Origin of the sequence: Fulvivirga maritima, from assembly GCF_021389955.1 — a bacterium.
Classification (GTDB): domain Bacteria; phylum Bacteroidota; class Bacteroidia; order Cytophagales; family Cyclobacteriaceae; genus Fulvivirga; species Fulvivirga maritima.
Window position 1 is genome coordinate 5,096,864 of record NZ_CP089980.1, and the last position, 12,820, is coordinate 5,109,683.

Here is a 12,820-nt window from a genome sequence, read left to right on the forward strand (position 1 = left end):
TGTATAGATTTCTAACAATTATTATTATTGAAATCAGGTGTTAATTGTGGGTAACTCGATAGAGTTATCCACTGTTAACGCCCTCTGTGCATACAGCACCGGACTCAAGTCATTCAGACTTTCATGAGGCCTGAAAAAGTTATAGTCATTCATCCACTTTTCAGTAGCTTCACGCACTTCATTTATATCATCAAAAATATACACATCCAATACATTTCTTCTGAAGGTGCCATTCAGCCTTTCTATGTAGGCATTTTGAGTGGGCTTACCTGGTTGTATATAAATGAAGTCGATTTCGTGCATTTGGCTCCATTCCTTAGTTAATGTTGCAATAAATTCAGGGCCATTATCCATCCTGATCCGCTCAGGTTTGCCTCGACGTTTAATTAAATGGTTTAAAACCCATACTATTTTATTGCTCTTAAGAGAATAGTCAATCTCTATATGTAGCGCTTCCCTGTTAAAATCATCCATTACATTGAAAGATCGAAACTTTCTGCCGTTCAATAGAGCATCACTCATAAAGTCAATAGACCAAGTATGATTGATTACAGGCGGTATCTCCAAAGGCTCTTTCACTCTTGCGGGCAGTCTTTTTTTTGTCTTTCTACGCATACTTAATCCCATGGATTTATAGACTCTATGCACTTTCTTATGATTCCATTGATGCCCCTCATTGCGAAGTCGCCTGAAAGCTTTCCAAAAACCTTCTCTGGGAAACTGCTCTGCTTTTTCTTTTAAAGCAGCCATAATAGGCTCATCATTTTTAATAGATGAATAATAATAGACGGATTTGGCAAGATTTAAAACCCGGCACGCCCTGCTGATGCTGATCGCGTAATTAAATTCCCTTTTTTATTTCCGTAACTAGCTGCTTTTTCTGGCAGGGCTTTAAAGCTTTTTTTCGATGATCTCTTTAGCAAGCTTAAGATCAAGGGCTAATTCCGCATACATGTGTTTAAGCCTGCGATTTTCCTCTTCAAGTTCTTTTAGCTTCCGTAACTCTGAAGCATCCATGCCTCCAAATCGCTGGCGCCACTTGTAGAAGGCTGCCTGACTAACGCCATGCTCACGGCTGATCTCAGCCGCGGTCTTACCTGCATCAAATTCCTTCAAGATGCTGGCAATCTGTTGGGGTGAAAATTTCTTTCGTTTCATAGTGAACAGTTTAAATTTAATTAAATTTTTCTACTTTTAAACTGTCCTATTTTTAGGGGGCCTTACAATTTCTATACTTTTGAATTAAGCTCATGGCCTGAGCTAATAGCGGTATTTCAGCAGTGGTTTTAGTTTTCTGCCTTTTAATTTTTAGCCAAGGCTTATTGTTGATATAATGAATGTTATCAGGAGATAAGTTAACAAAGTCAATATAAGATAAGCCTGTATAGCAGCTGAATAGAAAATAATCCTTCACTACTTCAACTCGCTCTATAGTGAATATATGTTGATGTAGAGTCTGTAGCTCTTTCATTGAAAGAACTTCCCTCTTAGGCCATTGAAAATGGCATTTAAAAGAGGAGAGGGGGTTGCTCTTGATCCAGTCTCTGCGTACAGCATCATTGAGCACTTTCTTAAGCATTCTAATGTATTTCATGGCTGTGTTTGAGCTCAGTTTATGGTTATTACGCAGGTATTGTTCAAAATTGACAGCAAATTGATAATTGATTTCATTAAGACTTAAATTAGATTTTTTGTTATGCAAGAGGAATTTACTCACCTTTTTCTCAAGTACGCAATATTTTGAATATGTGGCCTGGCTTATGCTAGTCCCTATGCAATTTTTCATATCACTATTATGTAGAGTAATTAACTGTTTTAACTCATTCTTTTGTGGTGAGTCATTGTTGCAGAACTTGTTTTTAATATCATGAGGAGTGAGTATTTCATTCTGGATGCTCATTTCTTGATATATTCTAAAAAGCTTAGCTCTCACTTCATCCAGATAATGGTTAATTCTTTGGGCCTTGATGTCATTCCCTTTTACTCTGCATGCTGATTTATTCCACTGAGTAGGATTCACTTTTGTTTTTAAAGAAATTTCAGTTCTTCTACCATTTACAGTGATTCTTGCATATAGAGGCAAATCAGCACAAGCTTTATTTTTTCTGGCCTTGTTGGGCCAAATAAGAATTGAGAATGTTTGAGGTCTTTTCATCGCGTTTGAAATGTTGTAGTGAACAATAAAATATGTCCATTTAGAGCTCAAATTTTAACGGTTATAATTAATTGATATACAGTTAATTATAGCTAATTCGGTTAACAAAAATAAATAAAAAAACTGTTAACCGAATTGTTAACCGAATCAGATGAAAAGGAATGTGTTTCGATGATAGCTTAAAAAGCAAAAAGCCGCTTAAATCATACAATTTAAGCGGCTTTAGTATTATTAGACTCTCGTCTTGCGGTCTGGACGGGACTCGAACCCGCGACCTCCTGCGTGACAGGCAGGCATTCTAACCAGCTGAACTACCAGACCATTTTTTATTTCAAGAAAAAGTCTTAACTTTCTCTTTTGTTTCGTCCCTTTCGTTTAAGGTGTTGCAAATGTATAGTGACCAATCATTATATGCAACATCTGTCGTGAATTTTTTTGTAAAAAATATTGCAATTGTGTTTAATCTATTGATTTTCAGTTAATTAAAATTGAAAATTTATTAGAGGGGGAGAAATAGTGCTTAATAGGCTTTTATATAAGTATATTCCAAAAAGCGTTGGGTTTATCTTGTATTTGAGCTTTTCAGTTATATTTTTGTGCCTTAATTAAAATAATTATGCTGTTGGATTTCGAAAAACCTATCGCAGAACTAGAGGCTAAATTGGAGGGTATGAAAAAAATTGCTCTTGAGAGTGATGTAGATGTAAGTGATGCCGTAAAGTCTCTGGAAACGAAAATAAAGAATCTGAAAAAAGAGACATTCAGTAATTTAACTCGCTGGCAGAGGGTACAGCTATCGCGTCATCCAGATCGCCCGTATACCCTTGACTATATCTATGAAATAGCCGATGACTTTGTAGAATTGCACGGAGATAGAACTGTAAAGGACGATAAGGCTATTGTAGGTGGTTTTGGCTCAGTAAATAAGCAGACATACATGTTTATTGGTCAGCAAAAAGGCCGTAATACCAAACAAAGGCAGTTGAGAAACTTTGGTATGGCTAACCCTGAAGGTTATAGAAAGGCCTTAAGGTTAATGAAGCTGGCTGAGAAATTTAATAAACCTATAGTTACGTTTATAGATACTCCCGGAGCATTTCCTGGTTTAGAGGCTGAGGAGAGAGGTCAGGGCGAGGCTATTGCCAGAAACCTTAAAGAAATGTTTATGCTTAAGGTGCCTGTAATCTGTATAGTAATAGGTGAGGGAGCTTCAGGTGGAGCTTTAGGTATCGCTATTGGTGATAAAGTATTAATGCTGGAAAATACCTGGTATTCTGTAATCTCACCAGAAAACTGCTCTACTATTTTATGGAGAAGCTGGGATTATAAAGAAACAGCGGCTGAGGCAATGCGTGTAAGCTCATATGATATGCTTGATCTTCAGTTGATTGACGGTATTATCAATGAACCTTTGGGCGGAGCTCATGTAGACATGCAAGCTATGGCTAAAGAAGTGAAAAAAGTGATTTTACAACTGACTAAAGAACTATCAGAAATGTCTGATGAAGACAGAATTTCAAAACGTATAGATAAGTTCTGTAGTATGGGCGTAGTAAAGGAATAAAGTATTAAAAATTCCATAAATTTAAAGCCACAGATCAATCAGGTCTGTGGCTTTTGTTTTTTATAAATTTTTAAAATTATGAACCTTCATATAATAGATACCGGATTTTTTAAGCTCGATGGTGGAGCCATGTTTGGAGTAGTGCCTAAAACCTTATGGCAGCGGACTAATCCGGCAGATGAGAACAACCTTTGCAACTGGGCTATGAGGTGTTTACTCATTGAAGATGGAGATAGACTGATACTAATTGATAATGGTATTGGAGATAAGCAAGATGCGAAGTTTTTCAGTCATTATTATTTAAGTGGAGATGCTAGTCTTGACTCTTCTTTAAAAGCTGCTGGCTTTAATCAAAATGATATCACAGATATGTTTTTGACTCACTTGCATTTTGATCATTGTGGTGGTGGTGTAAAATATGATAGTGCCGGTAAGCCTGAATTGGTATTTCCTAATGCCAAATATTGGAGTAATAAAGATCATTGGGAGTGGGCTGTGAAGCCAAATGCCAGAGAAAAGGCCTCTTTCCTTAAAGAAAACCTTTTGCCGATGGAAGAAAGTGGTCATCTGGACTTTGTTGATTTACAAAACCCATCTCAGTTTCCTCAGTTTGATGTACTTACCGCTGATGGACATACTGATAAGCAGATGATACCTAAAATCAAGTATAAAGGGCATACTATTGTTTTTGCTGCTGATTTATTACCATCAATTGGGCATATTCCACTGCCTTATGTTATGGGATATGACACCAGACCATTATTAACTTTAAAAGAAAAAGAAGCCTTTTTAAATGAGGCGGCTGATAATGAATATATTATTTTTATGGAGCATGATCCTGTAAATGAGTGCTGCACCGTGAAGCATACTGAAAAAGGAGTGCGACTGGATAAAACATTTTCTTTAAAAGAGATTCTATAATACAATGAAAGTAGGCCTTGTTCTGTCAGGAGGTGGTGCTAGAGGAATAGCTCACCTTGGTGTAATAAAAGCCCTGGAAGAGGCTGAAATCAATATAGACTTTATAAGTGGAAGTAGCGCCGGCGCCATAGTCGGTGCTATGTACACTTACGGATATCAGGTAGAGCGAATACTGGAGATTGTAAAGAGTATTAAGACTTTCAAGTTTTTGCAGCCCGCCCTTAGCTGGACCGGTATTTTGAAGATGGATGTCATTCGAAAATTTCTTGAACTACATTTAAAAGACGATTTTGAGCATCTAAAAAAGCCATTGTATATAGCCGCAACTAATGTTAATACAGGTAAGACAGAATATTTTAACAAAGGACCATTGTTGAGTGCTATTTGTGCCTCGTCATGTATTCCTGTTTTGTTTGATCCTGTGCTGCATAATAATAAGCTATATATAGATGGAGGTATTTTAAATAACCTGCCTGTAGAGCCCTTGGAAGGAAAGTGTGATATTATTATCGGCTCACATTGTAATCCTATTGATCATGATTTTGACCCTAAAAATGCTAAGCTGGTAATGGAGCGAGCGTTAATGCTGGCTATTACTTGTAATGCCTATAGCAGAAGAAGTGCCTGCGATTATTTTATTGAGCCAAAAGGATTGGAGTCATATAAAGTGCTAGATCTATCAAATATAGATGCGATCTATAAAATAGGTTATGAATGTGCGAAAGAAAAAATTGAGAAAATAAAAACTAAGCTGAAAGAATGAATTTTAAAGAGCAAATTTTAACGGGCATCCCATCAGAATTACCTTCTCCAAAAGGATATGATCCTCAGGTTAATCACGCCCCTAAAAGAAAAGATATTCTTTCAGTAGAAGAAAAAAAGCTCGCCTTAAAAAATGCCTTAAGATATTTTAAACAAGAACATCATAAGGAGTTAATTCCTGAATTTAAGGAAGAGCTGGAAACGTACGGACGAATATATATGTATCGCTTTCGACCTGACTATGATATGTATGCTCGCCCATTAAACGAATACCCTTTTCAATCTGAGCAAGCAGGTGCCATCATGCTCATGATTCAGAATAATCTGAACCCCGCAGTGGCACAACATCCGCATGAGTTAATTACCTATGGTGGTAATGGTGCTGTTTTTCAAAATTGGGCTCAGTATTTATTAACCATGCAGTATCTCGCTACTATGACTGACGAGCAGACCTTGCATATGTATTCTGGGCATCCTATGGGGCTGTTTCCATCTTCAAAAGACGCTCCGCGCGTAGTAGTTACTAATGGCATGATGATTCCTAATTATTCTAAACCAGATGATTGGGAAAAGTATAATGCTCTAGGTGTAACACAATACGGTCAAATGACTGCGGGTTCTTATATGTACATTGGTCCTCAGGGAATTGTGCATGGTACTACCATTACTATTTTAAATGCAGGAAGAAAAATTGCAAAAGATGGATTAGCTGGTAAACTCTTTGTTTCGGCTGGGCTAGGAGGGATGAGTGGTGCTCAGCCTAAAGCAGGTAATATAGCAGGCTGTATATCTGTGGTGGCTGAAGTAAATGAAAAAGCTATTAATACGCGCCATAGTCAGGGTTGGGTAGATGAGAAAGTGTCTGATATTCAGGTTTTAATAGATAGAGTGAGGAAAGTCAAGCAGGGCAAAGAAGTGGTATCCATAGCTTACCACGGGAATATTGTGGAAGTGTGGGAAGCTTTTGCTGAAGCAGATATTCATATCGAGCTGGGTTCTGATCAAACTTCATTGCATAACCCCTGGGCTGGAGGTTATTATCCTGTGGAGTTGTCTTTTGAAGAGGCGAATCAATTAATGTCGGAGAAGCCTGAAGTGTTTAAAATTAAAGTTCAGGAATCACTTAGAAGGCAAGTGGCAGCTATCAATAAGCATACTGCCAATGGCACCTATTTCTTTGATTATGGTAATGCCTTTTTGTTGGAGGCAGCCAGAGCTGGTGCTGATATTATGAAGAACGATCAGGAGTTTAAATACCCATCTTATGTGCAGGATATTATGGGTCCCATGTGTTTTGATTATGGTTTTGGTCCTTTTAGGTGGGTATGCACCTCTGGTAAGCCAGAAGACCTGGAAGTTACCGATAAGCTGGCCTGTGAAGTGCTGGAGGAAATGAGGAAGACGGCTCCAGAAGAAATTCAGCAGCAAATGGCTGATAATATTCAATGGATCAAAGGAGCCGCTGAAAATAAATTGGTCGTTGGTTCGCAAGCTAGAATATTGTATGCCGATGCTGAAGGCAGAATAAAAATAGCTACTGCTTTTAATAAAGCGGTGAAAGAAGGGAAAATTGGTTCGGTAGTTCTGGGCAGAGATCATCATGATGTGTCAGGAACGGACAGTCCATACCGCGAAACTTCTAATATTTATGATGGATCGCAGTTTACTGCTGATATGGCTATACAGAATGTTATTGGAGACTCTTTTAGAGGAGCCACTTGGGTTTCAATCCATAATGGTGGTGGTGTAGGCTGGGGCGAAGTGATGAACGGAGGCTTCGGTATGTTGCTCGATGGTAGTGAAGAGGCACAGCAAAGGTTAGAAAATATGCTTTTCTATGATGTTAATAATGGTATTGCTCGAAGAAGCTGGGCGAGGAATAATGAAGCGATTTTTGCAGCTAAAAGAGCCATGAGTCACAATCCAAATTTAAAAATCACATTGCCAGAGATAGTGGATGATTCCTTATTATAAGGTGCTAAATATTTAAACAAACAATAATTGGTATTATACTTTTATGGCATGAGTGATTCTTATGCCTATTTTTTAAATCAAATATGAAAAGATTTTTTACTGTTCTATTATTTTTATTCTTTTTTAAAAGCGCTCATGCGCAAGTTAAATTTGGTGTACAAGCTGGTTTTAATGTATCTAAAATCGCTTTTCATAATTATGATACTTATACCGATCAAAAACAGAGGCTATCCCCGAAATTGGGCATATATGCAGACTTTGAAATATCTCAATCATTCTTAATAAGACCGGGTGTTTTCTATTCAGGAAAAGGTACGGAATATGACTTTGGCGGAAGTGATAATGATGTAGCTATTTCAGAGTATGCTGAGATTCCTGTTAATGCTGTTTTAAAATTGCATAAAGTAGAAATTTTTGCGGGTTTATATGGAGCTGTTTTGTTGAAGAAGCGTTTTAAGCCGGGGGCAGAAGGCATGGATCGTCTATATGTAGATGGAATGTATCTGCCAAGATATGTTCCTGAAGACAAAGGGTTGAGGAGGGCTGACTTTGGATTTCAAATGGGGGTTGGCTATAACTTTCAGCCTATGAGAGTTAGCGCTGGTTTTTCTAGAGGTTTTTATAATTTATTTCAAAAGGCCTCTAATTATGACGGATCAAAATCCACGGCATTTAATAAAGTTTTTAATGTCTCAATAGCCTATAGTCTTGCAAAATAAGCTCAAGAATATGCTAAGTATTTTAAAAACCTGTGAAGCTACTTCGCAGGATTTTTTTTGCTAGGGAAGTCATGACAGTTAATAGTTTTATTATTTAATAACCAAATTCTTTGTTTGATTTTAATAAATAGGTGTTAAATTATATTAATAAGCTTGTTCAATGAGGATATTAATAATTAAGCCATGAAAAGAATTTTGATAATTTTAGCACTTATGCTTATAAATGGGCACGTAATCTCGCAGGTCAAATTTGGAGTGCAGGCAGGAGCTAACTTCGCAACGGTGATTGAACATTTTGAAGAATCCGAGTTTGAATCAAAAAAGATGTTCAGAATGGCACCAAGACTCGGTGTATGTGCTGATTTTGAGCTGCAAAATTGGTTAACACTCAGGCCGGGACTTTTCTATTCAGGTAAGGGTACTGCATGGTCTGGTTTTGATATGCAAAGTGGAGATTATATTAGGTCTATTTTGCATTATGTTGAATTACCTGTAAATGTAGTGTTCAAAAAGGGTCATTTAGAATTCTTCGGAGGGCCTTACTTTGCTGTAGCCATATCTGGAGAAGCTAAAGTTAAAATAGATGGAGATAAGATTAGTACAGAATACTCATTTAAGAATGAGTTAGATACTGATGATTTATATGGGGATGATAATTATCTAAAGGGAACTGATTTTGGCTTTCAATTAGGAGTTGGTTATAATTTCGATCCTTTTATAATAAGTGCCTCATGTGCAAAAGGATTAACAAATATCAATCCGGATATCGAAGGTTTTGATATGGATGATAATAGAATCTCTAACCTTATTATTAATGTATCTCTTGCATATTACTTTGGTGGATAAATTATCCAGATAAAATATTGTAAATTTTACCTTTATAAATTTAAAAATAATAAGTTTGCCCTGTTATTAATTTTAATTTTTATACTATGAAAAGATTTTTTACTATTTTATCATTATTGCTCGTTTTTGGAGCATCACAAGCACAAGTTAAATTTGGTGTGCAGGCTGGAGCTAATTTAGCTACTATTACTGAAGATTATGATTATGGAGATGAGTCAGATAAGGCCTTTAGACTAGCTCCAAGAGTTGGAGTATATGTTGATTTCGAGATGGCTGACTGGTTTGCTCTTAGGCCAGGTGTATTTTACGCAGGAAAAGGTACTTCTTGGGATTATGATGGTGTAGAAAGCATAGATTATGCTAGAACCTCTTTGCATTATATTGAGGTGCCTGTTAATGCAGTTTTTAAAGCCGGTCAGGTAGAATTTTATGTTGGGCCTTATGTAGCCGTGGCAATTTCAGGGCAGGATAAGTTGAAAATAGATGGAGACAAGGTAAGTGACGATTATTCTTTTAAAAATTCTTTAGATGAGGGTGATTATAATAGTGACGATATGTATTTAAAAGCTACAGATTTTGGTTTTCAATTAGGTGTAGGTTATAATTTTGATCCAATCATATTAAGCGCTACTTTTTCTAAAGGTCTTTCAAATATGATTCCCGATGTTGATGGGATTGATCTTGGAGATGATAAGGTTTCTAATACAGTACTTAATATTTCCGTTGCTTATACATTCGGGCAATAATCCCCACAAGAGATAAAACATTTTTAAAATCCTGTGAAGCTACTTCATAGGATTTTTTTTGTTTTATAAATGGCTGGTAAATAACTATTTAGGTTAGGTTATGAGATAAAAATTAAAAATAATCCGATTTTATTATGGAATAAGTTTGAACGCTGCATCCTTTCATAAAACAGTTAAAATTATGAAAAGACAATTTAAACTTTCCGTTTCCAGACCTTGTAATCAGATCTGGTCAGATTTTACCCCAACTCAAATGGGTGGCTTTTGTCATTCTTGCCAAATGGAGGTAATTGATTTTACTCAAATGACTGATGATGAGATTAAAGGCCATTTCACTTCATTGGCATCAGGTAAAAAAGTCTGTGGCAGGCTTAAAACTTCCCAACTAAAATCTACATATACTCATAAGCTTCCGACAACCGGCATAAGCTCTTATGTGAAGGCTGCAGCTGTAGGTTTAATGGTATTGGCATCCGCCAGCATCGCCATGGCTCAGGCTCCATTTGTTAATGACAATTTGAAAACAAAAACTACCATTGTTCGTCCTCCGGTGAGTAATGTTGATGTTATTGCAGTAGAAAAGCAGGTGGTGAAAGGAATAGTGAAAGACGGTGAAGGGGAGGTGATGCCTGGGGTAAATATAGTGTTGAAAGGCACTGAAATCGGTACGGTTACAGACATTAATGGCTACTTCGAATTTCCTCAGAAGCTAGATAAAGGAGATATTTTGCTATTCTCTTTTTTGGGTTATGAAACGGTTGCATATAACGTTCCTGAGCAGGTGAATAATAACCTTGAGATTAATCTAACTATGGCGTCTTTGGTTATGCTAGGTGAAATAGCGGTTGATGGCGTGTATGAAGAGCCGTCGGCCATAGAGAAAATGTGGAATAAGGTGAAGTCAATCTTCTGATTATGAGATTTTGTGTATTAGCATTGATGTGGTGCCTGGCCTTTGTAGGACAGGCACAAAGTCTAGAAAGAGGCAGTGTAAAATATCAAAAGGCGGATAGTATTGCGGCTTTATACCCCAAATATTCATTGGATGATACCAGAGCGCTGTCTCTTTTACTTACTAGTTCCTTAAAAGATGATGAACAGAAGTTTCGGGCTATTTACAAGTGGGTTTGCTTAAATATAAAAAATGATGTGCATCTGTTTCTCTTAAATGAAAAGAAACGACATCGATTTAAAGATAAGTCAGAAAAGCTGAGTCAATGGAATGAAGGTTTTGTGAAGATGGTCTTTCGCAAGATGAAGAAAAATCATAGCACGGTCTGTACTGGCTATGCATACCTACTTAAAGAACTCTGTTATCATGCTGGAATTACCTGTAGAGTGGTGCATGGTTATGGGAAAACGGCCATTTCTAACTCTGAATCTATGGTGCCTAACCATTCATGGAATGCGGTTATGATTAATGATCGCTGGTATTTGTGTGATGCTACCTGGTCTAGTGGGATAGTGAATATGGCTGAGCACTCTTTTAAACCGAGCTTTAGTGAGGGGTACTTCCTGACATCACCAGATCTGTTTGCTAAAAATCACTATCCGCTAGATACGGCATGGCTGTTAATGAATGATAAACCTTCATTTCAGGATTTCGCTAAAGGGCCATTGTTATATAAAGATGCTTTTAATATGAAGATAGTCCCAGAAAGTCCTGCCGTATTTAATAATGAACTGATACAAGGAGAGGCTTTTGAAGTTATTTTGAAAATGGATTCTGCCAAAATGATTGACAAAGAACTGATTATGTGTCAATCTATACGTAATGGTAGTGTTAATCTTTTTGAACCTAAAATTTCGTTTGAAGAAAATGATCTGGTGAGATTGTCAGGAGATTTCTCTTCAAGGGGTAATTATGTTTTGCATATTCTTTATGCAGGACAATATGTGGCTACTTACCGGTATAAGGTGATGAAAGCTGATTTGGCTGAAAAACGATAGTCTATTTCTTGTGGTAGGGTATTGAAAAATCTAAAATTAGCTGTCTATTCAAGTTGATAGTGCTAACTTGGCTCAAAGTCATTAAAAAGGCTGGAGTATTCAACTAAAAATTTAAAAGGCAGATAATGAAAGACGATAAATTGGCCGTGCTAATAGATGCAGATAATGTGCCTTATGCTCATGTAAAGGAAATGTTGGGGGAAATTGCTAAATATGGAAATCCTACCATTAAGCGAATTTATGCCGACTGGACCAAGCCAACGGTAGTAGGGTGGAAGAATGTGCTTTTAGAGAATGCAATTACTCCTATACAGCAATACAGTTATACTACTGGCAAAAATTCCAGCGATAGTGCGTTGATTATCGATGCCATGGATTTGCTTTATTCTCAAAAGGTCAATGGCTTTTGTATAGTTTCTAGTGATAGTGATTTTACCAGGCTGGCCACCAGGCTGCGCGAAGCGGGGATGTTTGTAATGGGTTTTGGAGAAAAGAAAACACCACAACCATTTATTACGGCTTGCGATAAGTTTGTCTATCTAGAAATTCTTAAAAATGAAAAAGAGACCGATGAGAAATCAGTAGTTAAAAATAAGAATACTAAAGATCAATCTCTCAATAAAATTGATAAGCAATTAATAAAGCTAATTGCAGATAGCATTGAAGAAGTGTCAGATGACAATGGCTGGGCATTTCTTGGTGCGTTAGGTAATCACCTAATTAAAAAGAGAACTGATTTTGATCCCAGAAACTATGGCTTTTCAAAGCTATATCCGCTAATTAAAAAAATAGGCAAGTTCGAAATAGACGAAAGAGAAAGTGGAGAGAAGAATATCAAGCATATCTATTTAAGGAATAAGTAGAAAAAGCATAATGCAGTTTAGTGTATGACTCAGGAGAATCTCCGTCCAGTGGTCATTTCGAGACCTGATATTTGTTTCAGCCGCACCAGGAAGTGTGATATATCATTGGTTTACAAGGATGCATTAATCTATACTTTTAAGTTAGACATTTCAAATACCATCCAATTGGGATTATCTAGTCTTTACGTTCCATAGTTGAGGTTTCTTACTTTTTTGCTGTGAGGTCTTCCGCTCCCTGAAGCATTTCATAGTCATGAACTGCCACTAAGGACTAGAGAAAAGCCTGTTTTTTAATCCTATTTCACCTCACGACGGTACAG

Annotated in this window: 11 protein-coding genes, 1 tRNA gene and 1 pseudogene; 10 read left to right on the top strand and 3 right to left on the bottom strand. The window is 36.9% G+C overall.

Annotation, left to right across the window (positions count from 1 at the left end):
- Positions 1-33: 33 nt before the first annotated feature.
- From LVD15_RS21465 to LVD15_RS21475, 3 genes and pseudogenes are all read right to left on the bottom strand, one after another.
- A pseudogene (locus LVD15_RS21465) lies at positions 34-1,158 on the bottom strand (IS3 family transposase).
- Positions 1,159-1,210: 52 nt separating this feature from the next.
- Entirely contained in the window at positions 1,211-2,155 is a 945-nt protein-coding gene (locus LVD15_RS21470) for a site-specific integrase (RefSeq protein WP_233777248.1), read from the bottom strand.
- A gap of 247 nt (positions 2,156-2,402) precedes the next feature.
- Positions 2,403-2,476: transfer RNA gene (locus tag LVD15_RS21475), tRNA-Asp, on the bottom strand.
- A gap of 295 nt (positions 2,477-2,771) precedes the next feature.
- Here LVD15_RS21475 and LVD15_RS21480 point away from each other — a divergent pair.
- The 10 genes from LVD15_RS21480 (at position 2,772) to LVD15_RS21525 (ending at position 12,500) form a co-directional block, all read left to right on the top strand.
- The gene (locus LVD15_RS21480; RefSeq protein WP_233777249.1) at positions 2,772-3,719 is read left to right on the top strand and encodes an acetyl-CoA carboxylase carboxyltransferase subunit alpha; all 948 of its coding nucleotides are present in this window, start codon (positions 2,772-2,774) and stop codon (positions 3,717-3,719) included.
- Between the two features lie 78 nt (positions 3,720-3,797).
- Complete coding sequence (locus LVD15_RS21485; RefSeq protein WP_233777250.1) at positions 3,798-4,640, top strand: MBL fold metallo-hydrolase; 843 nt, start codon at positions 3,798-3,800, stop codon at positions 4,638-4,640.
- A 4-nt stretch (positions 4,641-4,644) separates the two neighbouring features.
- Positions 4,645-5,403 (top strand): patatin-like phospholipase family protein, encoded by a 759-nt coding sequence (locus tag LVD15_RS21490; protein WP_233777251.1) that lies wholly within the window; start codon positions 4,645-4,647, stop codon positions 5,401-5,403.
- Entirely contained in the window at positions 5,400-7,376 is a 1,977-nt protein-coding gene (gene hutU, locus LVD15_RS21495) for a urocanate hydratase (RefSeq protein ID WP_233777252.1), read from the top strand. Before LVD15_RS21490 ends, hutU begins: the two co-directional genes overlap by 4 nt.
- An 83-nt stretch (positions 7,377-7,459) precedes the next feature.
- Positions 7,460-8,095 (top strand): outer membrane beta-barrel protein, encoded by a 636-nt coding sequence (locus LVD15_RS21500; RefSeq protein WP_233777253.1) that lies wholly within the window; start codon positions 7,460-7,462, stop codon positions 8,093-8,095.
- 183 nt (positions 8,096-8,278) lie between these two features.
- On the top strand, positions 8,279-8,941 hold the full coding sequence (locus tag LVD15_RS21505; protein WP_233777254.1) for an outer membrane beta-barrel protein: 663 nt from the start codon (positions 8,279-8,281) through the stop codon (positions 8,939-8,941).
- 86 nt (positions 8,942-9,027) lie between these two features.
- Positions 9,028-9,687 carry a porin family protein gene (locus tag LVD15_RS21510; protein WP_233777255.1) on the top strand — a complete coding sequence of 220 codons (660 nt, stop codon included), beginning with the start codon at positions 9,028-9,030 and terminating at the stop codon, positions 9,685-9,687.
- Positions 9,688-9,868: 181 nt separating this feature from the next.
- Positions 9,869-10,600: a carboxypeptidase-like regulatory domain-containing protein gene (locus LVD15_RS21515; protein ID WP_233777256.1), complete on the top strand. Its 732-nt coding sequence runs from the start codon at positions 9,869-9,871 to the stop codon at positions 10,598-10,600.
- 2 nt (positions 10,601-10,602) lie between these two features.
- Positions 10,603-11,637: a transglutaminase domain-containing protein gene (locus tag LVD15_RS21520; RefSeq protein WP_233777257.1), complete on the top strand. Its 1,035-nt coding sequence runs from the start codon at positions 10,603-10,605 to the stop codon at positions 11,635-11,637.
- 125 nt (positions 11,638-11,762) lie between these two features.
- Positions 11,763-12,500, top strand: coding sequence for an NYN domain-containing protein (locus LVD15_RS21525; protein ID WP_233777258.1), 738 nt, complete (start codon positions 11,763-11,765; stop codon positions 12,498-12,500).
- Positions 12,501-12,820: the final 320 nt, after the last annotated feature.